The sequence below is a fragment of the Kribbella sp. NPDC049584 genome, assembly GCF_040675555.1.
In the GTDB taxonomy this organism is placed as follows: domain Bacteria; phylum Actinomycetota; class Actinomycetes; order Propionibacteriales; family Kribbellaceae; genus Kribbella.
In genome coordinates this window covers 81,138-103,717 of the sequence record NZ_JBFAPF010000008.1, presented here as the reverse complement: position 1 = coordinate 103,717, position 22,580 = coordinate 81,138, and the positions used below count along the sequence as shown (strand labels likewise).

At 67.8% G+C, this 22,580-nt stretch carries 20 protein-coding genes; 15 read left to right on the top strand and 5 right to left on the bottom strand.

Annotated features, from left to right (window positions below; genetic code table 11):
• Window positions 1-93 precede the first annotated feature (93 nt).
• The 3 genes from AB0J62_RS25890 to AB0J62_RS25880 all read left to right on the top strand — a co-directional run bounded on the left by AB0J62_RS25890 (window position 94) and on the right by AB0J62_RS25880 (window position 2,634).
• The gene (locus AB0J62_RS25890; protein ID WP_137256269.1) at window positions 94-501 is read left to right on the top strand and encodes a DUF3151 domain-containing protein; all 408 of its coding nucleotides are present in this window, start codon (window positions 94-96) and stop codon (window positions 499-501) included.
• 43 nt (window positions 502-544) lie between these two features.
• Window positions 545-1,282, top strand: coding sequence for a 2-phosphosulfolactate phosphatase (locus AB0J62_RS25885; protein ID WP_363876187.1), 738 nt, complete (start codon window positions 545-547; stop codon window positions 1,280-1,282).
• A gap of 152 nt (window positions 1,283-1,434) precedes the next feature.
• Window positions 1,435-2,634, top strand: coding sequence for an MFS transporter (locus tag AB0J62_RS25880; protein WP_363876184.1), 1,200 nt, complete (start codon window positions 1,435-1,437; stop codon window positions 2,632-2,634).
• Here the strand turns inward: AB0J62_RS25880 and AB0J62_RS25875 are convergent.
• Window positions 2,621-3,439: a helix-turn-helix transcriptional regulator gene (locus tag AB0J62_RS25875; RefSeq protein WP_363876181.1), complete on the bottom strand. Its 819-nt coding sequence runs from the start codon at window positions 3,437-3,439 to the stop codon at window positions 2,621-2,623. The genes AB0J62_RS25880 and AB0J62_RS25875 overlap by 14 nt on opposite strands.
• 54 nt (window positions 3,440-3,493) lie before the next feature.
• Between AB0J62_RS25875 and AB0J62_RS25870 the strand changes: the two genes are divergently transcribed.
• Window positions 3,494-3,979, top strand: coding sequence for a VOC family protein (locus tag AB0J62_RS25870; protein WP_363876178.1), 486 nt, complete (start codon window positions 3,494-3,496; stop codon window positions 3,977-3,979).
• Between the two features lie 313 nt (window positions 3,980-4,292).
• Entirely contained in the window at window positions 4,293-5,573 is a 1,281-nt protein-coding gene (locus tag AB0J62_RS25865; RefSeq protein WP_363876175.1) for an adenylosuccinate synthase, read from the top strand.
• Between the two features lie 21 nt (window positions 5,574-5,594).
• On the opposite strand, the gene AB0J62_RS25860 is transcribed toward AB0J62_RS25865, so the two are convergent.
• A complete protein-coding gene (locus tag AB0J62_RS25860; RefSeq protein WP_363876171.1) occupies window positions 5,595-7,493 on the bottom strand; it encodes a protein kinase in 1,899 nt (632 codons plus the stop codon).
• 90 nt (window positions 7,494-7,583) lie between these two features.
• Between AB0J62_RS25860 and AB0J62_RS25855 the strand changes: the two genes are divergently transcribed.
• Window positions 7,584-7,916 (top strand): DUF1330 domain-containing protein, encoded by a 333-nt coding sequence (locus tag AB0J62_RS25855; RefSeq protein WP_363876168.1) that lies wholly within the window; start codon window positions 7,584-7,586, stop codon window positions 7,914-7,916.
• Window positions 7,917-7,994: 78 nt separating this feature from the next.
• The gene (locus tag AB0J62_RS25850; RefSeq protein WP_363876165.1) at window positions 7,995-8,591 is read left to right on the top strand and encodes a DJ-1/PfpI family protein; all 597 of its coding nucleotides are present in this window, start codon (window positions 7,995-7,997) and stop codon (window positions 8,589-8,591) included.
• Here the strand turns inward: AB0J62_RS25850 and AB0J62_RS25845 are convergent.
• Window positions 8,580-9,281, bottom strand: coding sequence for an SDR family oxidoreductase (locus tag AB0J62_RS25845; protein WP_363876162.1), 702 nt, complete (start codon window positions 9,279-9,281; stop codon window positions 8,580-8,582). The two genes, AB0J62_RS25850 and AB0J62_RS25845, sit on opposite strands and share 12 nt — an antisense overlap.
• Window positions 9,282-9,370: 89 nt before the next feature.
• Between AB0J62_RS25845 and AB0J62_RS25840 the strand changes: the two genes are divergently transcribed.
• The 3 genes from AB0J62_RS25840 to AB0J62_RS25830 all read left to right on the top strand — a co-directional run bounded on the left by AB0J62_RS25840 (window position 9,371) and on the right by AB0J62_RS25830 (window position 11,589).
• On the top strand, window positions 9,371-9,955 hold the full coding sequence (locus tag AB0J62_RS25840; protein ID WP_363876159.1) for a TetR/AcrR family transcriptional regulator: 585 nt from the start codon (window positions 9,371-9,373) through the stop codon (window positions 9,953-9,955).
• Window positions 9,956-9,959: 4 nt separating this feature from the next.
• Entirely contained in the window at window positions 9,960-10,124 is a 165-nt protein-coding gene (locus AB0J62_RS25835) for a hypothetical protein (RefSeq protein WP_363876156.1), read from the top strand.
• Between the two features lie 268 nt (window positions 10,125-10,392).
• Window positions 10,393-11,589, top strand: coding sequence for an alginate lyase family protein (locus AB0J62_RS25830; protein ID WP_363876153.1), 1,197 nt, complete (start codon window positions 10,393-10,395; stop codon window positions 11,587-11,589).
• Between the two features lie 51 nt (window positions 11,590-11,640).
• On the opposite strand, the gene AB0J62_RS25825 is transcribed toward AB0J62_RS25830, so the two are convergent.
• The gene (locus tag AB0J62_RS25825) at window positions 11,641-12,447 is read right to left on the bottom strand and encodes a siderophore-interacting protein (RefSeq protein ID WP_363876150.1); all 807 of its coding nucleotides are present in this window, start codon (window positions 12,445-12,447) and stop codon (window positions 11,641-11,643) included.
• A 116-nt stretch (window positions 12,448-12,563) separates the two neighbouring features.
• Between AB0J62_RS25825 and AB0J62_RS25820 the strand changes: the two genes are divergently transcribed.
• From AB0J62_RS25820 to AB0J62_RS25800, 5 genes are read left to right on the top strand one after another with little or no spacing between them, the layout of a single operon-like run.
• Window positions 12,564-13,637: an iron chelate uptake ABC transporter family permease subunit gene (locus AB0J62_RS25820; RefSeq protein WP_363876147.1), complete on the top strand. Its 1,074-nt coding sequence runs from the start codon at window positions 12,564-12,566 to the stop codon at window positions 13,635-13,637.
• Entirely contained in the window at window positions 13,634-14,671 is a 1,038-nt protein-coding gene (locus AB0J62_RS25815) for an iron chelate uptake ABC transporter family permease subunit (RefSeq protein WP_363876144.1), read from the top strand. Before AB0J62_RS25820 ends, AB0J62_RS25815 begins: the two co-directional genes overlap by 4 nt.
• Window positions 14,672-14,674: 3 nt before the next feature.
• Window positions 14,675-15,574: an ABC transporter ATP-binding protein gene (locus tag AB0J62_RS25810; protein ID WP_363876141.1), complete on the top strand. Its 900-nt coding sequence runs from the start codon at window positions 14,675-14,677 to the stop codon at window positions 15,572-15,574.
• A 50-nt stretch (window positions 15,575-15,624) separates the two neighbouring features.
• On the top strand, window positions 15,625-16,776 hold the full coding sequence (locus tag AB0J62_RS25805) for a M48 family metalloprotease (RefSeq protein WP_363876138.1): 1,152 nt from the start codon (window positions 15,625-15,627) through the stop codon (window positions 16,774-16,776).
• A complete protein-coding gene (locus AB0J62_RS25800) occupies window positions 16,773-21,968 on the top strand; it encodes an AAA domain-containing protein (protein WP_363876135.1) in 5,196 nt (1,731 codons plus the stop codon). The genes AB0J62_RS25805 and AB0J62_RS25800 overlap by 4 nt, the downstream gene beginning before the upstream one ends.
• Here AB0J62_RS25800 and AB0J62_RS25795 read toward each other — a convergent pair.
• Window positions 21,925-22,569 carry a hypothetical protein gene (locus AB0J62_RS25795; RefSeq protein WP_363876132.1) on the bottom strand — a complete coding sequence of 215 codons (645 nt, stop codon included), beginning with the start codon at window positions 22,567-22,569 and terminating at the stop codon, window positions 21,925-21,927. The two genes, AB0J62_RS25800 and AB0J62_RS25795, sit on opposite strands and share 44 nt — an antisense overlap.
• Window positions 22,570-22,580 lie beyond the last annotated feature (11 nt).

Sequence of the window (22,580 nt, the reverse complement as noted above, 5' to 3'; positions counted from 1 at the left end):
TCTCAAGCATCCGTGGCCGCTGGGTGAACGGTCAACAGATTTCGTCAGACGGTCACGTGCCGGTACGGCTGCGTGATCGGCGAAGATGTGCTTATGGAATTGAACAATCTGCTCTCAGGCCCACCCGAGACACTACTACCGGTCGACCCGGCCGCGGCGGAACTCGCCGACGGGGTCGCTCCGGCGGACGTCGCCGCCAAGTATCCGACGTCGTCACTGGCCTGGGCCGTGCTTGCCGAGGGCGCCTTGGCGGACGGCCGGACCATCGAGGGGTACGCGTACGCGCGGACCGGCTACCACCGCGCGCTGGACCTGCTCCGGCGGAACGGCTGGAAGGGGCACGGACCGGTGCCGTGGGAGCACGAGCCGAACCGCGGGTTCCTGCGCGCACTGGCGGCGCTGGGCAAGGCGGCCGCGCTCATCGACGAGAAGGACGAGGCCGAGCGTTGCGCCACGTTCCTGCGGGATTCGTCACCCGCTGCTGCTGACGCCCTGAGCTGAAACCTGCTTGTGGGCTCAGCTGCCCGACGGCATGATCCGTCGGGTGGCTGGCCCATATGCACAGAGCGGCTTCAGGGTCGGGTTCGACTGGGGACCCGTCGGAGCCGAGGTGGTTGCCGGGGACATCGTTGCTGTGGTGGACGTGCTGTCGTTCACCACAGCGGTGACAGTCGCGGCCGATCTCGGGATCGCGGTTTACCCGTATCAGTGGCGTGACCAGTCGGCCGTCGCTTATGCCGAGCGATGGAGTGCGAAGCTGGCGGTGGGGCGGTCCGAGGCCCGGTCGGGTGACGTCAGTCTGTCGCCGGTGACGATTCGGAACTCGCAAGGTGTCAGCAGGTTGGTGCTGCCGTCGCCGAACGGATCCACGATCGCCAAGCAGCTCAGTGACAGCGGGGCGACGGTGATCGCGGTGTCGTTGCGTAACCGCCGAGCAGCTGCCGACTGGGTCAGAGAGCAAGGCCCCGACCAACGCGTTGTTGCGATCGCGGCCGGGGAGCGGTGGCCCGACGGATCGCTTCGGCCGGCCGTCGAGGATCTGTGGGGAGCCGGCGGGTTCCTCAGCGCGCTCGACCAGGACGACCTGTCCCCGGAGGCGCGCGCGGCAGTCGCGGCGTACGACGCGGTTGCCGACGAGCTGCTCGAGCTCTTGTACGAATGCGCCGGTGGTCGCGAGCTCACGCAGTACGGCTATCCGGAGGACGTCGCGATCGCGGCGGAGCTGGACGAGAGTACGAGCGTGCCGGTGCTGGAGGACGGTACGATGTTCCGGTCAACCTGAACCAATGAGAATTGCCCGTTGACAGTGCCGGCAGGCGGCGAGCGTCCCCGCTTCCTGCCGAACATGGACGGTTCTAGGCGGACGGACAGACCGGCGAAGCTGGACGCCCACGGTCGGGTCCCCCGCCCCTCCGGGCAGCGGAAGGTCACACCGTGCCGGCTCTCACCGGACGGATAGGCGCGCCCACTTACACGGCGGTACTGCGTACCCCTGGCGCGTGGAAGTTCTACCTGGCAGCGGCCCCGGCAAGGATCGGGATCGCTATGACCGGCCTCGGCGTCGTCTGGCTGGTCCACGGATCGACCGGCTCGTACGCCGCGGCCGGCAGCGTCACCGGCGGCTTCGCCGTCGCCGAGGCGGTCGCCGGACCGCAGGTGGCGCGACTGATCGACCGTTTCGGTCAGACCCGGATGTTGCCTGTCACGCTGCTCGCCCACGCGACGGCGATGGCCCTGCTCATCAGCCTCACCGTCTCCGACGCGTCGCTCTGGTCCCTCGTTGTCGCCGGTGTTCTCGCAGGCGGATCGCTCCCGCAGGTCAGTGCACAGACGGCGGCCCGGTGGTCGTATGCGCTCCGCGACACCCCACTGCTCTCGTCGGCGTTCGCGTTAGAGGCATTGAGCGTCGGCATCGCGTTCATGGTCGGACCAGGGCTGGTCGGCATCGTCAGCTCGTCCACCAGCCCGGCCGCCGGCTCGATCCTCGCGACGAGTCTCCTGCTGGTCGGCGGCCTCCTGCTGGCGATGCAACGAGGTACGGCGCCGCCGCCGACAGCACCTGGTGAGCACGGGAGCGCGAAGCACCTACTGCACAAGCGATTCGCCGGCCTGGTCGGTACGAACATCGGCATCGGCCTGTTCTTCGGCAGCATGCAGGTCTCCGTCACGGCGTTCGCGGTCTCGAGAGGTACGCCGGGCCTGGCCGGACCGCTCTACAGCATCACCAGCCTGGTGAGCCTGTTCGCCGGGCTCGTGTACGGCGCACGTCGCTGGCGGACTGCTCCGGAGACCCAGTTCGTCATCGCATTCGTCTGGCTGACGATCAGCTGCGTGCCCTTGATCGCCGCGCACACCCCACTGACCGCAGCCGTCGCGTTAGCCCTTCCTGGCTTCGCGATTGCACCGTTCCAGACCCTGTCCGCGGTGTTGACCGAGTCGACCGTCCACCCTGCGATCCTGACCCAGGCATTCACCTGGCTGAACTCAGGCGGCGCAGCGGGCATCGCACTGGGCTCCGCTTTCGCCGGCTGGGTCGTCGACGGACATAGCGCGCAGTACGGGTTCGTCGTCGCGCTCGCAGCAGCGGTGACTGCAACGTTGATGGCGATGACGGTAAAGCTCAGCGGTAGGTGATCTGGCGTTCCGCGGCGGCTCTTGTGGCGTACTCCGCGGGCGTCAGACCGATCTGCTGCTTGAACTCCTTCGAGAAGTGCGCCTGGTCGAAGTAGCCGAGGGACGCGGACAGCTCCGCCAGCTCGGTCACTTCGCCCTGCGCCAGTAGCTCGGCGCCGTCGTGCAGCCGATAGCGCCGCAAGATCCACTTCGGCCCGACACCGACGTACCGCCGGAACAGCCGCTGCAGAGTCCGGATCGGTACGTCGAAGCGCTCGGTGATCTCATCCACCCGGGCCATCGACCGGTCGGACGCGATGGTCGTGACGATCTCCCGCACCAGCTCGTACGACGGATCCGGCGGCGCGAGATGGTCACGCAGGAACGCTTCGAACACCGCGCGGCGTCGTTCGTCGGACTCGGCCGTGAACATGAGGTCCGCGAGCCGATCGCCATCCGGGAACACATCGGTCAACGGCAGTACTTCGTCGCGGAACGAGCCGACGTCGAGACCGGTGATCGCCCCGAAGCCGCCGGCCCAGAACTTCACCCCGAAGGTGCGGCCGCGGCCCACCAGTTCGCGCTCGAACTTGCGCGTGCAGACCCCGTTCACGAACGCGCCGCCCGGCTGCTCGAAGGTCACGTTCACGCTCGGGAACGGCAGCACCTCGGCTGTGTACGGCTCGTCGAGGTCCCACTCGACGATCCAGTACCACTCCACGAACCGGCCGGCTTCCGGGCCGGGTGCGAGGCGGTGCAGCGAGCGGTGCCGGGCCTGCTCCCGCGGATGCAGGATGCCCTTCTCGCTGTCCGGCGGCTGGGTCACGGCTGTCGCTTTCTTACAAGACCGGGACGCCGGTCACACCGTTGACTAAGAGTCATGACGACGAACACGGTAAACCCCATCCCCGACGGTTATCACTCGCTGACCCCGTACCTCGCCGTCTCGGACGGGCCGAAGGCGATCGAGTTCTACCAGTCGGTGTTCGGGGCGGAGGTGATCAGCCGGCAGGACATGCCGGACGGGCGGGTCGGTCAGGCCGAGCTGAAGTTCGGCAACTCGATGCTGCAGCTCAGCGACCAGATGCCGCAGATCGGGCTGCGGGCGCCGAACGGCGAGTGGGTGCACTCCTCGCTCGTCCACTACGTGCCGGACGTGGACGCGACGTACGCGAAGGCGATCGAGGCCGGCGCGAGGTCTGTGGAAGAGGTGCAGACCTTCATGACCGGGGACCGGTTCGGCACGGTGATCGATCCGTTCGGGCATCGATGGGCGATCCTGACGAAGGTCGAGGACGTCTCGCCGGAGGAGGCAGACCGGCGGGTGAAGGAGTGGCTCGCCTCCAACCCGGAGGGCCTTGAGTAAACCTGAGGAACGAGGAAGCGGCCCGCCGGAACCGTCCCCTGCGGCAGTTTCGGCGGGCCGCTGACTAAGAGTGTGCACGCGATCACTCAAATTGGCAACCCGTCACTTGATGAAACAAGTACTTGAAACGATCGATTGGGGATTGTGGACAGGCCCGAAACGCCTGGCCCGCGTTCCGGTAGGCTTTGGTCGCAAGAGCCTGGATGCGTTACCGGATGAACGTCCGGTGAACGTCTCCGGGCTTCACCGTTTCCAGTGCCGGGCCGTTACGGGGTGTGAGGCCGTTCGCCGGCGCGTGAAGAGGAGGGCTGAGATGCCCGCAATCGTGCTCGTCGGCGCCCAATGGGGCGATGAGGGCAAAGGCAAGGCGACCGATCTGCTCGGCAACACGGGCGAGGTCATCGACTACGTGGTGAAGTTCAACGGCGGCAACAACGCCGGCCACACGGTCGTGATCGGATCCGAGAAGTACGCGCTGCACCTGCTCCCGAGCGGCATCCTCACGCCGGGTGTGACCCCGGTGATCGGCAACGGGGTCGTGGTCGACCTCAGCGTGCTGTTCGAGGAGCTCGACGCGCTGCAGGCGCGCGGAGTGGACATCTCGCGACTCGTGATCAGCGCGAACGCGCACGTCATCCCGCCGTACAACCGGACTCTCGACAAGGTCACGGAGCGGTTCCTCGGCAGCCGGAAGATCGGGACCACGGGCCGCGGTATCGGTCCGACGTACGCCGACAAGATGAACCGGGTCGGCATCCGGATCCAGGACCTGTACGACGAGAAGATCCTCGAGCAGAAGGTCACCGGCGCGCTGGAGCAGAAGAACCAGCTGCTGGTGAAGGTGTACAACCGGCGCGCGGTCGAGATCCGCGAGGTGCTGGACGAGCTGCTGGCCTACGCCGACCGCTTGCGGCCGATGGTCGCGGACACCAGCCTTCTGCTGAACAAGGCCCTCGACGACGGCAAGACCGTGCTGATGGAGGCCGGTCAGGCCACCCTGCTCGACGTCGACCACGGGACGTACCCGTTCGTCACCTCGTCGAACGCGATCTCCGCGGGCGCTTGTACCGGCACCGGCATCCCGCCGACCCGCATCGACCGCGTGATGGCCGTCGTGAAGGCCTACACCACCCGCGTCGGTGAGGGTCCCTTCCCGACCGAGCTGCTCGACGCGGACGGTGAGTGGCTGCGACAGCAGGGCGCCGAGTTCGGTACGACGACGGGTCGCCCGCGTCGCTGCGGTTGGTACGACTCGGTCATCGCCCGGTACGCCGCCCGCGTGAACGGTGTCTCGGACTTCGTGCTCACCAAGCTCGACACCCTCACCGGCCGCGAGAAGATCCCGGTCTGTGTCGCGTACGACGTGAACGGCGTCCGGTACGACGAGATGCCGATGACCCAGACCGACTTCCACCACGCGGTCCCGGTCTACGAGGAGTTCGACGGCTGGTCCGACGACATCTCCGGCTGCCGCACGTTCGAGGACCTGCCGAAGGAAGCACAGTCCTACGTCCGCGCGGTCGAGTCGCTCAGCGGCGCTCGGATCTCCGCGATCGGCGTCGGCCCCGAGCGCAGCCAGATCGTCCAGCTGTAACGCCGGCCGACCTCCCCGTCGTCAGTTGCCGATGATGGGGAGGTCCCGGATGAACGGTGCGTTGCGCAGGTCGCCCAGCGTCGGACGGTCGATGTTCGGCGTCTCGATCGGAGTGCGTGCCCATTCCGCGCCGGCGCCCTGGGTGGCCTTGTAGAACGTGATGCCGCCGATCGCCAGCAGTACGACGGCCATCAGCGCGGAGAGCCAGTGCGCGCGGAACATGTTGCGCGCCGCGATATGGGCGCCTCGACGCAGCGAGCTGCCGCCAGGGCCCCACCAGGCAGTGAAGAGCGCCGTCAGTGCGGCGCTGCCGAAGCCGACCGCCGACAGCGGCTGCCAGTTGATGTCGTACGTCGTGGCGGCCACGGCGGTGACGATGCCGCCGATGACGACCGCCATGACCAGCGGAAGGATCAAGCAGGGCAGCGTGATCAGCGCGGCCATCGCCAGCTGTAGCGGGCTGGCGGCTGCTGCGATCACGCCGTCGGACTTGCCGGAGCGTCCGCGGACCTGACGACGCCGCATCAACGCCGTACTCGAACGGTCGACTGTGCGTGCGAGCACCAGCAGGACGACGGCGACTGCTGAGCCGACCAAAGGCGTCAGCGCGATCAATCCGGTCAGAGCAACCATGAAGCCGACGATGACCGCGGTACGCCGACCGGTTGGCGGGGCCTTGGTGGGCTGCGCAGGCTGCACCGGTTGAGCGGGCTGAACGGTCGCCGGCGGACCAGCCTGCTGGTACGGCTGCGGGAAGGGCGGCTGTGAGTACGGCACCGGCGGGCCGCTCTGGTACGGCAACGGCATCCCAGCGGGAGCAGCTGCGTTCGGCGCCGGGCTGTACGTCGCCGGATGCGGTGGCACCCCGGCGACAGGTGGCTTCTTCGCGGCAGCATCCCGGAGCTTGTCCCGGATCGGCGTGAACGCCGACAGCGGCGGGATCACCGGCGGTACAAGCTGCGCCACCTCGGTCGGTGTGGGTCCTTCCGCAACCGCAGCCTCTTCTTCCGTCGGCAGGAGCTTCGTGACGAGCCGGGTCGGCGGAACGGCGGCGACCGTAGGCGTCTCGCGGGGCAGGAGCGCGTCACGACCTTCGGAGTACCGGGTGAGACCGTTCATGATCTCTTCCTGCGTCGGCCGGTCGGCCTTGCTCGGAGAGAGCGCCGCGGCGAGCAGTGGCTTCAGTCGCGGGTCCAGACCCTCCAGGTCGGCCTGACCGGAGTGCACGCGCGCCAGCACCGCCTCGAACGGCCCCTTGCCGAAAGGCCGACGCCCGGTCGCGGCGAATGCCACAGTGGCGGCCCAGCCCCACCAGTCCGCGGACTGCGACACCATCTCGCCCTCGATGAGCTCGGGCGCCAGATAGCCCGGCGTACCGATCACCAGGCCGGTCTGGGTGAGTCGCAGGTCGTCGGCGGCCTGGGCGATGCCGAAGTCGATCATCACCGGCTTGCCGTTGAACATCATCACGTTGCCGGGCTTCAGGTCGCGGTGGATCACACCGACCGCGTGGATCGCCTGCAGCGACTCGGCCAGGCAGCCGGCCAGCGGCAGCCACTTGCGCGGGGTCAGCGGGCCGCGCTCGTCCACCTGCTCGTCCAGCGGCCGGCCAGGGACGAAACGCGTCACCAGATAGGGCCGCTCGGCCTCCAGGTCGTGGTCGAGGATGCCGGCCACACCGGGGTGGTCCACCTTCTGCAGCGTGGTCGCCTCGCGCTGCAACCGGGCCCGGGCGATCGGGTCGTGAGCGACGTGCGGCCGCAGTACCTTGACCGCGACTTCCTGGTGCTCAGGGCCTTCGGCGAGGTAGACGACTCCCATGCCGCCCTGGCCCAGCCGCCGGATCAACCGGTATGGCCCGAGCCGCTCGTCCTCCACCTCCTCCGCGTGGGTGGAAGGCGGTCCCCCTGTGACTGACATGGCATCTACGGTACGTCGGGAGCAGATCAAGCCGTCCCGATGACCTCAGAGGTAATCGTGCGAATTCCCACCGTGGTCAAGGCTGGAGCCATGACACAGAGAATGAAGGCTTACGCGATCGCTTACCTGCGCAACGTCCGGATGGGTGCTGACATCGTCGAGTACCTGGAGCGGATCGACGAGACGCTCGCGCCGTACGACGGTCACTTCCTCGTCCACGGGGCGCAGCCCGAGCAGATCGAGGGGGAGTGGGAAGGGGCGCCGATCGTGATCGAGTTCCCCGACTACGACCATCTGCGGGACTGGTACGAGTCGCCCGACTACCGCGAGATCCTGCCGCTGCGGACCGAGAATTCCGACGGGGTAGTGATCTTCGTCGAGGGCGTCGACCGCAAGCACAAGGCCACCGACGTCCTGGTCTGAGCACGCTGGCCAGATCCTTTCGAACAGCGGCGTCCTGGCCACTGGCCGCGCTCGCCGCCGTGGCGATTGGGTGGGGGTATGCGAATCGAGATCCTGGTGTTCGACGGTGTGGACGAGATGGATGTGATGGGGCCGTTCGAGGTCTGGAGTCACGCAGCCCGACAGCCTCAGTTCGAGCTGGCGCTCGTCGGGTTGGACGGGCCGGCCGACGTGACCGGGTTGCACGGCCTGCAGTTCAAGGCGCCGGAAGGCCTGGGGCAGCCCGATGCGCTCTTCGTTCCGGGCGGCGGGTGGATGAACCGCGCGGAGAAGGGTTCGTGGGCCGAGGCTCGGCGTGGTGTCATGACGGCGCGGATCGCCGAGCTGGCGCCCTCGCTGCAGTGGATCGGCTCGGTGTGCACCGGCTCGATGCTGCTCGCCGAGGCCGGGCTGGTGAAGGGGCGTCCAGCTACGACGAACCGCGGCGCCTGGGCGGAGTTGGAGGCGTTCGGCGCTGACCTGAAGACCAACCGGGTCGTCGACGACGGCACCCTCGTCACGGCCGGCGGAATCACCTGCGGAATCGATCTCGCGCTGCACGTGGTCGAGCGTGAACTCGGTGCGGACGTCGCCGACGGGATCGCGGGTGCGATGGAGTACACCCGCGACCGCGACGTCTACGTCTCAGCCGACTAGCTCGGGGTACAGCGCGGTCAGGTCGCCGGAGACGGCGGCCTTCGCGCCGCGGGCGGTGTCGTCGGCGAGGACCTCGTGAGCACCGGACTCGATGCCGTCGAGGGCCTGCTTGGCGATGTCCTCGGGGCGGGACTTCGGGGCGGTCACTCCGGAGGCCATGTCGGTGTCGACGTACCCCATGTGCAGGCCGGTGACGCCGATGCCGCGGTTGAGCAGCTCGACGCGGATCGCGTTGGACTGCAGCCAGAACGCCGCCTTGGTCGCGGAGTACGCACCGTGCCGGCCGACCCAGGACAGGGCCGAGTGGGCGTTGAGGATGTGGCCGCCGCCGTTGCGCTCGATGATCGGGACGAACGCCTTGGTGAGCTGGAGCGGGCCGAAGAAGTTCGCGTCGAAGACCGCGCGGACGTCCTCGATCGAGCTGTCCAGGTAGGTCTCCGGCGAGCCGGCGCCGGCGTTGTTGATCAGGATCGTGACGTCCGGAGCGGCCGCGGCCAGGGCGTCGATCGAGGCCTGGTCGGTGATCTCGAGCGGCAGGGGTACGACGCGCGGATCGGTGCTCGGCTTCGGCGTACGAGCGGTCGCGTAGATCTTGGCGGCGCCGCGGCTCAGCAGGTCGTCGACGAGCGCCTTGCCGATGCCGCGCTGGCCGCCGGTGACGAGGACGACGGCGCCTTCGAGTGTGGTCATCTGAAAACTCCCTAGGAGGAAACTGATCTGTTTCCATCACAGTAAACCGATCGGTTTCCGTTTTCAAATCCAGGCGGTACCCTCGTTCCATGAGCACTTCGGCGACACCCCGTGAGCGACTGCTGGACGCCGCGGGGGAACTCTTCTACCGTGACGGCGTCAACATCGGAGTGGACGCGCTGTGCAAGGCGGCCGGGGTGTCGAAGAAGTCGATGTACCAGCTGTTCCGGTCGAAGGACGAGCTGATCGCGGAGAGCCTCGCCAGCCGCGGCCCCGCGTACCAGATGTTGCTGCAGCCGGGCGCCGAGGACGACCGGTCGCCGCGGGAGCGGATCCTGGCCGTGTTCGAGCGTCAGGACGATATGGTTGCTTCGGGCAACTACCTCGGTTGCCCCTACGTGAGTACCGCGGTTGAGCTGAAGAATCCGGAGCACCCCGGGTCGGTGGTGGCGCGGCACTTCAAGCAGCAGCTCACCGACTTCTTCCACCGCGAGCTCGTGAAGGCCGGCGCCGAGGACCCGTCGACGCTGGCGATCCAGCTCACGATGATCTTCGACGGCGCGAGCGCGCGAGCCGTCGTCCGCGCCCAACCACTCGGCGGCATCGGAGCCGCCACGGCTGCGGCGCTGTTGGACGCTGCCGGCGTGCACGCCGGCGAGTTCGCCCTCAGCTGAGCCCGTGGAGATTCCGGGCGAGTTTCATGACCCGGATCCGGAGCTGGCGCTGGAGCAGGCGGTTGCGCGGAAGTACACCGGCGGCTGGGCCGACGTCGAGCCGCCGGGTACGACGCGCTACGCGACGAGCATCGTCGTCGAGCGCATCACCAGCCAGCTCGGCCACTAACCCGCGAAAGCCGCCGTCGGAGGTTGCGGACAGTAACGCCGGGGCAGCCGTGACTACGGTTCCGAGCGCTGGGAAGTCGCGTCGATTTATGGGACAGATTCTCACTTTGTTCCACTGAGCTGGGAAAATCTCCGGTTTTGTTCCGAAGTGAAATTAGTTCGGACTGACCTGTTGACCGTCTCACCGTCCGTCGTCAAACTTTCGCAAAGACCCTGCGCTAGTGGGGGAAGCGTAGGTGTCCACCGCCCCCGAAGACAGGACACCGCCCATGAGAAAGAAACCCCTGGTCCTGGCCGCAGCCTGTGCTGCGCTGGTTGCCGGGACCCTCAGCAGCCCCGCAGTCGCGTCCTCGAATGCTCCGGCGACGGAGGATGCACCGGCCACGTTCACCCATCCCGGTGTCGGTGTGAGCGTGGCTCAGCTCGACTTCGTCCGGGCCAAGGTGCAGGCCGGCGCGCAGCCGTGGACCAACGCGTTCAACCAGGCCAAGAGCAGCACGTACGCATCCCTCTCCCGTACGCCGAAACCGCGCGCGGTGGTCGAATGCGGACCGTACTCGAATCCGAACCTCGGCTGCACCGACGAGCGTGAGGACGCCATCGCGGCGTACACGGACGCTCTGCTCTGGTACCTGACGCGTGACGACCGCTACGCACAGAAGTCGATCCAGTTGATGGACGCATGGTCGGCGACAATCACGGACCACACCAACAGCAACGCACCGCTGCAGACGGCTTGGTCCGCCTCCTCGTGGCCGAAGGCTGCGGAGATCATCAAGCACGTCTATGGCAACTGGCCGAACTCGGGCCGGTTCGCGACCATGCTCCGCAACGTCTACGTGCCGGAGATGATCAACGGCTCGAACTCCAACGGGAACTGGGAGTTGAGCATGACCGAGGCACTCCAGGGCATCGGTGTGTTCCTCGAGGACAGGACCATCTACGACAAGGCGATCTCGCTGTACCGGCTGCGCGTTCCGGCGTACGTCTACCTGGAGTCCGACGGCGCGCTGCCGAAGACGGTGCCGAGTCAGAACCTCAACACCCGCGACAAGATCGTCAGCTACTGGCAGGGCCAGGGGACGTTCGTGACAGGCTTGACTCAGGAGACCTGCCGCGACTTCACCCACACCGGCTACGGCATCTCGTCGATCTCACATGTGCTGGAGACCGCGCGGATCCAGGGCATCGACATGTACCCGGAGTTCGGTGAACGGCTCCGCCAGGCGCTCGGGTTCCAGTCCCGCTGGGAGCGCAACCTGGAGGCGGTGCCGTCCTGGCTCTGCAACGGCACGGTGAACCGCGGCCTCGGCCCGATCACCGAGGTCGGCTACAACGCGCTGCGCACGCGGCTGGGGATCGCGATGACGAACACCCAGGCGCTGACCGAGTCCCGTCGGCCGGCGGGTTCGAACAACCTGTTCGTCGCGTGGGAGACGCTGACCCACGCGGAGAACCCGTCCTAGCTGAAGACTTCCGGGAGGGGTGGACTTCTGCCCTCCAGCTCTCCCGGATCCTCAGCAGTGGGCTTCGCCGCGCTTCCAGTAGCCCTGGAAGGAGATCGCGGCCTTCGGCATCCCAACGACGTTGACCAGGTGCCGGCGTACCGACTTGATCATCGAGGACTCACCGGCGACCCAGGCGTAGTCCGCGTCGAACGGCAACGTCGCCGACTTGAGTGCCTCCAGCAACGATCCGTCGGTGACCCAGGTGACGTCAGCATTCCCGGACAACGGCCGCATGTCGGCAGCCTCCGGTACGCCGATGAACACAGTGGCGTGTACGTCGGCCGGCAGCTCCTCGAGGATGCCGGCCACCGCCGGAAGCGCGGTCTCGTCCGCGACCAGGATCCGGCGCACGCTGCTTGCCGGCGGCACATAGTCGACGCCGGAGTGCAGCAGTCCTTTGGTGCTCGTGGTGTCGACCGCGAACGGCAACAGCAGACCGACTGAGTCGCCGACCCGAGCCGAGCTGACCCAGGCCGACGCCGGCCCGTTGACGCCGTGCAGGACGAACTCGACATCGAGCTCGGCGACTTCCGGGCGGAGGGCGCGCACGGTGTACGTCCGCATGATGAAACGCTCGTCGACGGGCTGCGCGCACCATTCGGCGTACCACTCGGGGCCGGACGGCAGCTTGATCGCGGTGCCGTTCGGCGGCGCGAGCAGGACCTTGATCCGCTGGTCAGGGCCGGCTGTGACCGCTTCGGCGATCCGCGGTGCGACGAACGTCACGCGGCGCAGGTGCGGGCTCAGGTCCTCGACGGCCGCCACGGTGGCCAGGAGCGAGTCGAACTCGATCGGTCGCTCGAGCACAGTCGTCATACTGTGGTTTCTCCATAAACTTCGCAGGGGGAGGCGCAGGGTGCGCACCCGACGGCGGCCGGGTTATGGTGAAGCACCCAGAGGTTAGCCTTACCTAAGAGGATCCCGAAAGTCCAATGCCACCGCCTAGCGCCGTCGTCTCCGCCGACCCCGACCTGGCAGCCGCTTCGCCGCGTCCTCGGCGCCGGGCTCGGCGGACCACGCTCGTCCTCGGACTGATCGGATGCGTCGTCCTGCTGATCCTGGTGATCCTGCTCAGCATCGCGATCGGATCGAAGCAGATCCCGCTGTCCACGGTGATCGATGCGCTGCGTCACTACGACGAGTCGAACACCGATCACGTCATCGTCCACTCGCTGCGAGTGCCGCGGACCCTGATCGGGCTCATGGTCGGTGCCGCGCTCGGGCTGTCGGGCGCGTTGATGCAGGGTGTGACCCGCAATCCGCTGGCCGATCCCGGCATCCTCGGCGTGAACGGTGGCGCTGCCCTGTTCGTTGTCGGGGGCATCTACTGGTTCGGGTTGTCGACGCTGACGGCGTACGTCTGGCTTGCCTTTGCCGGCGCGGCCGCAGCATCCGTCGCGGTCTATTTCCTTGGGTCACTCGGGCGGGAGGGTGCGACGCCGGTGAAGCTCGCGCTGGCGGGTGCGGCACTGACAGCGATGCTCGGGTCGTTGACCACGGCTCTGCTGATCGGCGATGTCGACACGTTCGACCAGTTCCGGTTCTGGTCGGTCGGATCGTTCGCCGGGCGCGGATCGGACGTCGCGGCGCAGGTGGCGCCGTTCATCCTGGTCGGGATCGTGCTGTCGCTGTTCTGCGGGCGGGTGCTGAACGCGATGTCGCTGGGGGACGACGTGGCGAAGTCGCTGGGCCAGCGGGTCGGACTGGCGAGGTTGTTCGTCGCGGTGGTCGTCGTACTGCTGTGTGGAGCAGCGACCGCGGCGGCGGGGCCGATCGGCTTCGTCGGGCTGACCATCCCGCATGTCGCGCGGCTGGTGACCGGTCCGGATTACCGATGGATCCTTCCGTACTCGATGCTGCTCGCGCCGATCCTGCTGCTCGGTTCGGACGTGATCGGCCGGGTCGTCGCGCAACCCGGGGAGCTCCAGGTCGGCATCGTCACCGCGGTCCTCGGTGCGCCCTTCTTCATCATCCTGGTACGCCGCCGGAAGTTGGCAGACCTGTGACGGCTGAGGCAGTTCACGTCGTTGCCCGGGCGCGTGCCGCCCGGCAGACCCGTTCGCTCGTCGTCATCGTCGCGTTGGCCGTCGCCGTGTTCGCGACCTTCTGCGTCTCGTTGTCGCTGGGTGATTTCAAGATCCCGGTCATCGACGTCGTCAAGACGCTGTTCGGCGGCGGCGACCGCGCGACCGAGTTCATCGTCAACACGCTTCGGTTGCCCAGGGCACTCACCGGCCTCCTCGTCGGTACGGCGCTGGGCCTGTCCGGCGCGATCTTCCAGAGCATCGCCCGCAACCCGCTCGCCAGCCCCGACATCATCGGTGTGACGTACGGCGCGAGCGCGTTCGCGGTGTTCGCGATCGTGACGCTCAGCCTGACCGGGGTCGCGGTGTCGGCCTTCGCGATCCTCGGCGCGGTGCTGACCGCGTTCCTGATGTACGTGCTCGCCTGGCGGCACGGTGTGTCGAGTTACCGGTTGATCCTGATCGGCATCGGAATCGGTGCGATCGCCACCAGCATCACGTCGTACCTGTTGACGAAGGCGCGGGTGGAGATCGCGCAGCAGGCGCTGATCTGGCTGACCGGGAGTCTGAACGGGCGGGACTGGTCGAACGTACGGTCGCTGGCGATCACGTTCGTCGTACTGCTGCCGTTCATGGTGTTCCTCGTGCAGCAGCTGCGGATCCTGCAGCTCGGCGACGAGACGGCGTACGGGCTCGGGTTGCGGGTGGAGGTGTCGCGGCTCGGGCTGATCGTGATCGCGGTACTGCTCGCTGCAGTGGCTACTGCGGCGGCCGGGCCGATCGGGTTCGTGGCGTTCGTCGCCCCGCCGATCGCGAGGCGGCTGACACGGTCGCCGGGGCCGGCGATGATCGCGTCCGGGCTGCTCGGGGCGCTCGTGGTGGCGTTGTCGGATCTTGTTGCCCAGCACGCGTTCGGGGACACGCAGTTGCCGGTCGGCGTGGTGACCGGCGTAGTGGGTGCGCCGTACCTGATGTTCCTGCTGGCCAGGGCCAACCGCGTCGGAAGTGGTGGCTGAGAGATGGAGAACGGTGTGGAACACAGCTTGGCTGCCGACGGTCTTGCGGTCGGGTACGACCAGCGGGAGATCATCCACGACCTGTCGGTGCGGATCCCGACCGGGAAGATCACCGTCATCGTGGGCGCCAATGCATGTGGCAAGTCGACGCTCCTGAAGACGCTCGCGCGGTTGCTGAAGCCGTCGCGCGGGACCGTGCTGCTGGACGGCAAGAGCATTCAGCAGATCCCGACGCGTGAGGTGGCGACCAAGCTCGGTCTGCTACCGCAGTCGCCGACCGCACCGGAGGGGATCACGGTCGCGGATCTGGTCGGCCGTGGGCGGTACCCGCGGACGCGATGGATCCGGCAGTGGTCGAAGGCCGACGACGAAGCGGTCGCGGAGGCGATGACGTCGACCGACGTCCTGTCGATCGCGGACCGGCCGATCGACGAGCTGTCGGGCGGTCAGCGGCAGCGGGTCTGGATCGCGATGGCGCTGGCCCAGGAGACCGACATCCTGCTGCTGGACGAGCCGACGACGTTCCTGGACCTGACGCACCAGTTCGAGGTGCTCGATCTCCTCGTCGACCTGAACAAGTCCGACGACCGGACGATCGTCCTCGTGCTGCACGACCTCAACCAGGCCTGCCGGTTCGGCGACCACCTGATCGCGATGAAGGACGGCGATATCGTTGCCGAGGGCAACCCGGCGGAGGTGATCACCGAGGACGTGGTCCAGGACGTCTTCGGACTGGCCGTCAAGGTCGTGCCCGACCCGGTCGCCGGCACACCGATGGTCGTACCGATCGGCCGGCACACCACCCGCACGGACGCCGCCGCCGCTGTGTCGGGCAACCCGGCAGCCGCAGCGCTGGCTGCCAGCGCCGCGGCTCACGGCGTCTGCCGTCCAACGCCCGACTGACCTGTCCTGGCGCACGTTTTTCGTCGGTGGGGGTGGTTATGGTTGCCGGCATGTTGTCCGTCCTTGGGTATCACCGGGCTGTCCTGGCGGTTGTGCGCCGTCAGGACGAGCGTGCGTGGGCTGCGTTGCACGGTGGGCCGGAGGGGTCGCTCGACGACGTGTTGTTGCGGAACGCGTACCGGTTGGAGCCGGACGCCCATCCCACGGTGTTCCGGGCCGGGCAGCGGGCGGCGCGGGCGCTGGAGCTCGATGAGGAGATCGACTACTTCCAGGTGAGCGGGGAGCCCAACGCGGCGTACATTCACCAGGTCAGGCCGGTCATTCTCTTCCAGGGGCCCTTGCTCGATCGGCTGGATGAGGACGAGCTGACGGCGGTGATCGGGCATGAGCTCGCGCACCGGCTGTTGTGGGAGGCCGAGGACGGCGGGTACCTCGCCGTCGACAGGCTGCTCGACGCGGCGGCCGGTGACGCGCGGACGCCCTCGCAGTACCTCGAGACGCATCGTCGGTGGTCTCTGGCGACAGAGCTGTTCGCGGATCGTGGCGCGCTCACGGCGTGTGGTGACCTGAGTACGACGATCCGCGCGCTGCTGAAGCTGGAGACAGGCCCGAGTACGGCGGACCCCGCGGCGTACCTGCGCCAGGCGGAGTCGCTCGATCTGCGCTCGGGGAGTCGTGGGACCACGCATCCGGAAGCTGTGGGACGGGCCTGGGCCTTGAAGAACTGGGCCGACGGTGAGTACGTCGAGGAGCTGGTGACCGGGCCGCTCGACGTGGATGCGCCGGATCTGCTCGACGCTGTGGTGTTGCGCGAGCTCAGCCGTGATTTTGCTGCCGTGATCGCGCAGACCGAAGGCCTGCGGACCGATGCGGTGGCGACCGCGGCTGCCGGGTTCGCGGACGGTCCGGGTGAGCCCGCGGGAACTGTGCGGTTCGACGAGCCGTTGACAGTGCGTCCGGTGGATGGGGCGCCGATGCCGCGACCAAGACCGCTGGCGGCAGCGACCAAGCGGTACCTGTGTTATCTGCTGCTCGATCTCGCGACCGCCGACCCGGATGTCGGCGACGCCGGGCTGGTCGCGTCACTGGCCCTCGCGCGGCGCTCGGGGCTGCCGGGGTACGTCGACGTCGCGGACGACGAGCTGGGATGGAGCGACAAGCAACGAGCGAGGTTCGTGCAGGCTTCGGAGGTGGTCGGATGAGCGCGGAGGATCTCGTCGCGCTAGCCGTCTCCCAGGGCGGGCTGGGCAACGACGCGTTGCTAGCTGCTGTGCTGCCGTTGTTCCACGAGACGGCCGCGGTGCATGAGCGCGGGCTGGTCGCGCCGTTGCGTGGTCTGGATCGGATCGTCGTCGACGAGCAGAACCGGCTCGGCTTCGCGCCCGAGGACGCGGGACGGCCGACGCTTGCCGTGCATGAGCTCGATGCACGGCAGGGTTCGCGACCGACGGCTGTCGAGGTCGTCACGCACCGGCAGTCTGACTTCGACCTGGGTGAGAGCGGCGGTCAGGAGAAGACCGTCGTGCCTGAGCCTGTGCCGGATGCGATCACCGCTCCGACGCTGGTGGCCGGCTGGCAGAGCTGGGAGCACGTGGTCGGTCACCACGATCAGCTCACCGACATCTTCAGCCTCGGGCAGTTGCTGCTCGGGCTCGGTTGCGGTCTCGATCTGTCCCGGACCGCGGACGTCGCCACCCTGATCGATGCCCGAGGCAACTTGTACAAGCTCGATCCTGATCTGCATCCGGTGATCGTCTCGGTTGCGGCGCAGATGGTCGAGCCGGACCGGCACCGGCGTGCGCAGGACCTGCATTCGCTGATCGAGCAGCTCGAGAACTACCGCGATCAGCCGTTGGACTTCGATGTCGAGGCGATCGTCCGGGGCGCGGCGGACCGGCGTACGGCGGTCTTGGGCGCGTTGCGGGACAGGCTGTTCGACCTGTCGCGGCGCAATCGGCTGATCAACTTCCGGCCGACCGCTCAGACGCTGAACCTCACCGAGGTGTCGGTGCCGCTGATGCTCGACGTACGGACGATCCGCTCCGAGCAGTTGTTCACGTGGCGGGACGACCTCGCCGGCGAGTTGCTGAAGAAGGCGCAGCCGCTGGGGAAGTGGATCCGGTACGACGAGGCGCCGTACGCCGCGAACACGTTGGACAAGCTGATCTCGACCGCTCGCCGCGACCGGGCCGACTACGGGCAGGACCAGCTGCGGTTGGTGCCGGCGTTCCTGCGCTGGCACGACTTGAAGAACGATCGGGATACGCGGATCGCGTCGCCGTTGGTGCTGGCGAAGGTGGAGCTGACGCGGAAGCGCGGCGTACGGGATTCGTACACGTTGCGGGTCACCGATCCGATCGCCGAGGTCAATCCGACGCTGCGACACAGTTTGCGGGTCTTGTACGGGATCACGTTGCCGGAGACGGTCGATCTGTCGTCGCCGGGTGCGCTCCGGGAGTTGCACGAGCGGCTGGCGAAGGAGATCCAGGCGACCGAGCCGGGACTGCAGTTACACCTGCGGGAGAAGCCGCGGATCGATCTGGTGCGGCAGCGGGCGATGACGCGGCTGCGCACGTACAACCGGCGGCAGCGCGGGAACGTTGCGACAGGGTTCGGCGGGAAGCAGTACCCGTACTCGTATCGGCGTACGGACTATCAGCCGCTGGGTGTGCAGATCTACCGGACGCAGATCGCTGAGCAGACGCTGCCGCTGGGGATCGCGCTGGGCGAGGCGCCGCGGTCGGCACAGGTGCTCGAGACCGAAGTGTACTCGCTGGACACCGAGGGCGGGCCGTACTCGTGGGACGTCGATCTGTGCGCGGTCTCGCTGGCGAACTTCAACTACCGGACGCTGGGGTTGGTCCGCGATTACGACGATCTGCTGACGAGCGGGGAGTCGGCGGCGTCGTTCGAGCAACTGTTCTCGGACCGGCCGCGTCCGATCGGCAGTACTCCGCCTGAGCTGGCGCCTGCTGATCGGCATCTCGTCGTACCTGCCGATGGCTCGCAGGTGGCGGCGATCGCTCGTGCGCGGCGGGGCGAAAGCTTCGTGATCCAGGGTCCGCCCGGGACCGGGAAGTCGCAGACGATCACGAACCTGATCGCCGACTTCGTGGCGCGGGGGAAGCGCGTCCTCTTCGTTTGTCAGAAGCGGGCTGCGCTCGACGTGGTACATGCACGGTTGGCCAGCCGGCGGTTGGATGGCTTGTGCGCGCTCATCCACGACTCCCAGGCCGACAAGAAGGCGTTCGTCCACGGTCTACGCGAAACCTACGAGTCCTGGCTAGCCGCCGACGACGACCTGGACACACTAACCACCCGCCGAGCCGAGCTGACCGCCCGCGTCGACCGCCTGCTGTCAACAGTCGACGCCTTCGAACACCAACTGTCCACCGGCAATCCCCACCTCCGCACCCTCATCAACCGCCTCGCCGAACTGCAAGCGCACGCTTGGACTCCTGAGTCTGTGGTGCCTGGGGTTGGGGAGTGGTGGGCCGCGCGGGATGCGGTGCGTGAGGTTGCTCGGGAGTTGGCCTCGGCGGATCCGTCCACCGGTGGCGTGCTTGCCCGGAGCTCGCTCGCGTTCGTCGCGACCAAGCACTGGGACGACACCGACGTCACGCTCGCCGCCCGAGACCTCCGCGCACGATGGGACGCGGTAGCGGCCGCCTTCGCGGCGCTGGATGCACCCGGCGCTGTCGCCGCTGCGGCGCCACCTCCCAACGAATCCGCCGCCGCAGGCGATGCAGGGCATGGGGGTGCTATCGCCGACGCGGCGCCACCCTCCAACGAGTCCGCTGCCGCAGGCGGCGCGGGGCGTCGTGCGGGTGCTGTCGCCGATCCGGCGGCGATTTCCCATGAATCTGCCGCCGGACGCGGCGCGGGGTATGCGGGTGTGGGTGTGCGGGAAGTGCGGGGGCTGGCGCAGCTGGGGCGGGTGGTGGGGCCGTTGGTGGGGGTGGATCGGGTCGAGGCGATTGTGCCTCGGTCTGGTGTGGCTCGGGAGTTGGCGGGTGTTGGGGCTGAGCGGGAGCAGTTGGTGGTGGCTGAGAGGGCGGCCTGGAAGGAGGCTGCTGGGTGGAGCGAGCCGCTGGCGCCGGCGGACGCTCGGTCGGCGTTGAAGGTTGCTCAGAGCAAGGAAGGTGGCGTGTTCTCCTTCCTGAGCGGTGATTGGCGGCGGGTGAAGAACCTCGTTCGCGCCCGCTTCGACGCGACCGACCGCGCCGTCCAACCATCCGTCACCGACATCCTCACCGACCTGGTCGCCGCACAGTCCGCCTCGGCCGCCGTCGAGCAACACACCGAGCAGACCCGGCGCGACTGGGCTGTCGACGACCCACGCGAACTGATCGACGAACTCGCGGCTGCCCGCAAGACCGTGCCCGACTGGGACTTCGTACTCCGCGACGGCGCGCCCGCCGAGCTCTCCCGTCTGGCCGACGCGCTCGACGAGGCCGAAGAGCCAACCCGAGACCTGCTCGCCGACCACTGGGAGACGCTGACGGTCGACGGCCTCCGCGATCTCGCCGACCGGCTTCTCGCCGAGAGTCCCGTCGTACGCGCAGTCGGCCCCAAACTGCGCGACGTCGCCACCGCCTCGCCGGCCGTACTCACCGCTCTGCGCCAGCTCGACGCCTCACCCGACCAGCTCGAGTACGCCGTCTGCGCCGCCGAATGGGAACGCGCCCGCGCGGCCGCACCCCTGCAACTCTCCTCCGCCCGAGTCGATGCCATCGTCGGCGAACTGAGAATGGTGTACGACGAGCTGACCGAGCTGAATGCCCAGGTCGTCACCGCCCAGGTCCGCCGCCGCTTCCTCGCCGAGGTCGCGCACTCGGAGCAGAGCGCCACCGGGATGTCGCCCGAGGACCGCGAACGGAAGAAGACCTTCGCGACCGGTCGACGGGAGCTGGAACACGAGTTCGGCAAGGTCATGCGGTACCGGTCGATCCGCGACCTCGCGTCCGGCGCGCCCGGCGAGGTGGTATCGGTCCTCAGGCCGGTATGGCTGATGAGCCCGTCCTCGGTCTCCGAAACGTTGCCGCTGACAACTTCATTCGACGTCGTCGTGTACGACGAAGCCAGTCAGATCCCGGTGGAGGAGGCGATCCCGGCACTGCACCGAGCCCCACAAGTGATCGTCGTCGGCGACCAGATGCAGCTGCCGCCCACGCAGTACTTCCGCGTGCGGACATCGGACGAAGAAATCGACGTCGAAGACGAGGCAGCCGAGCAGGTCGGCATTGCGCTCACCGAAGACAGCTTCCTCTCGATCAGCGCGCTGCGGCTCGCGTCGACGATGCTCACGTGGCACTACCGGAGTCGCTCGGAAGCGTTGATCTCGTTCAGCAACTCGGCGTTCTATCAGGGCAAGCTGGCGACGGTTCCGGATCGGCTGCCACCGCATGCCGCGCCGCCGTGGACCGTGCGGTCGGACTCCCCGATGGTGACCGAGGTCTGCGACAGCATGCTGGCAGGGAGCATCACGGCGGTGCGGCTGGTCGACGGCGTGTATGTCCGGCGTACCAACCCTGCCGAGGCGCGATGGATCGCCGCGTTGGTGCGGGAGACGTTGGTCCGGCAGACCGGGAAGAGTCTGGGGATCGTGGCGTTCTCCGAGGCCCAGCAAGGTGAGATCGAACGGGCGCTGGATCAGTTGGCGGAGGCGGACCCGGAGTTCGCGACGCTGTATGAGGCGGAGCAGGTGCGTACGCATGGCGAGCAGGACGCCGGCCTGTTTGTGAAGAACCTCGAGAACGTGCAGGGCGACGAGCGCGACATCATCCTGATGAGCGTCTGCTACGGCACCGGACCGGACGGCCGGATGCTGATGAACTTCGGACCGATCAACACGGCCGGCGGGGAGAAGCGCCTGAACGTCATCTTCAGCCGCGCCCGCGAGCACATGGTGATCGTCAGCAGCATCGAACCCGAGGCGATCACCAACACCTACAACGACGGCGCGAACACCCTCCGCCGGTTCCTCGCATACGCCACCGCGGTCTCCCGAGGCGACCAGGTCGCCGCGAAGGCCGCCCTCACGCCGTACGCCGTCAAGGCCCCGGCGTCAGCACGACCGAGTGCCGTGATCGAGCAGCTCGCCGCAACGCTCGAGGCCCGCGGTGTCGAGGTCGACACGGCCGTGGGCGAGTCGGTGTTCCGCTGCGACCTGGCGCTCAAGTTGCCGGAGGATGCCGGCCATCGCCTCGCAGTACTCGTGGACACACCCGACCGAGTCGCGTCGGACACTCTGCTGGAACGACTGACCACTCATCCCAGCGCTCTGACCACCACGGGCTGGCGAGTCCATCACGTCCTGACGACAGACTGGACCCGCTCGCCGGAGACGGTCACCTCACAGCTGATCGACGCCCTTCATCGCCCATCGGACTGATCCGGACCTGGTACACGATCAGTCCGGCGAGCAGTGCGCCCATCGTGCCCAGGGCGAGGTCGCCGAGGGTGTCGGTGTAGGCCGTCTGTAGTTCGGGCGAGTTGCGGACGAATGCGACGTACTCGCCCAGTTCCCATACGACCGCAGCCGTGGCGCCGAAGCCAAGCGCCACGAAGGCGGTGAGCCCCCGGGACAGGCCGCGCGGTGCGAAGGCGAGCAGGACACCCGCGGTGAGGAAGCCCCAGAGGACGAAGTGCATCGCGTCGTCCCACCAGTCGACGGTGTCGAACAGGTTGAGCCGGTTGCCGATCAGGTCGATCAACCACGGCAACGTCATCAACAGGTCCGCATGCCACGGGAACGTGCTGTGAAGTTTGCTGCGGGTGCGCCCGTAGGCCCACCACCACAGCGGAAGCACCATCGCGCCGATCGGGTACACGACCAGCCGGGCGGTCGACGCCTTGCCCTTGATCCCGCTCAGGTCCGGCCAGATCAGGGCCGAGAGCAACAATGCGAAGAGCAGTACCTTCGCGGCCAGGGCGGCGTACCGCAGCCAGTTGGCCCGCGTACCGGGAACCGTGGTCACAGCCATCGTCGTCATGCCTCCCAGTC

Coding starts and splice junctions, on each gene's coding strand:
- AB0J62_RS25800 (WP_363876135.1), top strand. CDS start 16,773: ATGAGCGCGGAGGATCTCGTCGCGCTAGCCGTCTCCCAGGGCGGGCTG.
- AB0J62_RS25890 (WP_137256269.1), top strand. CDS start 94: ATGGAATTGAACAATCTGCTCTCAGGCCCACCCGAGACACTACTACCG.
- AB0J62_RS25825 (WP_363876150.1), bottom strand. CDS start 12,447: ATGACGACTGTGCTCGAGCGACCGATCGAGTTCGACTCGCTCCTGGCC.
- AB0J62_RS25840 (WP_363876159.1), top strand. CDS start 9,371: ATGAGCACTTCGGCGACACCCCGTGAGCGACTGCTGGACGCCGCGGGG.
- AB0J62_RS25855 (WP_363876168.1), top strand. CDS start 7,584: ATGACACAGAGAATGAAGGCTTACGCGATCGCTTACCTGCGCAACGTC.
- AB0J62_RS25795 (WP_363876132.1), bottom strand. CDS start 22,569: ATGACGACGATGGCTGTGACCACGGTTCCCGGTACGCGGGCCAACTGG.
- AB0J62_RS25810 (WP_363876141.1), top strand. CDS start 14,675: ATGGAGAACGGTGTGGAACACAGCTTGGCTGCCGACGGTCTTGCGGTC.
- AB0J62_RS25870 (WP_363876178.1), top strand. CDS start 3,494: ATGACGACGAACACGGTAAACCCCATCCCCGACGGTTATCACTCGCTG.
- AB0J62_RS25830 (WP_363876153.1), top strand. CDS start 10,393: ATGAGAAAGAAACCCCTGGTCCTGGCCGCAGCCTGTGCTGCGCTGGTT.
- AB0J62_RS25850 (WP_363876165.1), top strand. CDS start 7,995: ATGCGAATCGAGATCCTGGTGTTCGACGGTGTGGACGAGATGGATGTG.
- AB0J62_RS25845 (WP_363876162.1), bottom strand. CDS start 9,281: ATGACCACACTCGAAGGCGCCGTCGTCCTCGTCACCGGCGGCCAGCGC.
- AB0J62_RS25805 (WP_363876138.1), top strand. CDS start 15,625: ATGTTGTCCGTCCTTGGGTATCACCGGGCTGTCCTGGCGGTTGTGCGC.
- AB0J62_RS25860 (WP_363876171.1), bottom strand. CDS start 7,493: ATGTCAGTCACAGGGGGACCGCCTTCCACCCACGCGGAGGAGGTGGAG.
- AB0J62_RS25865 (WP_363876175.1), top strand. CDS start 4,293: ATGCCCGCAATCGTGCTCGTCGGCGCCCAATGGGGCGATGAGGGCAAA.
- AB0J62_RS25820 (WP_363876147.1), top strand. CDS start 12,564: ATGCCACCGCCTAGCGCCGTCGTCTCCGCCGACCCCGACCTGGCAGCC.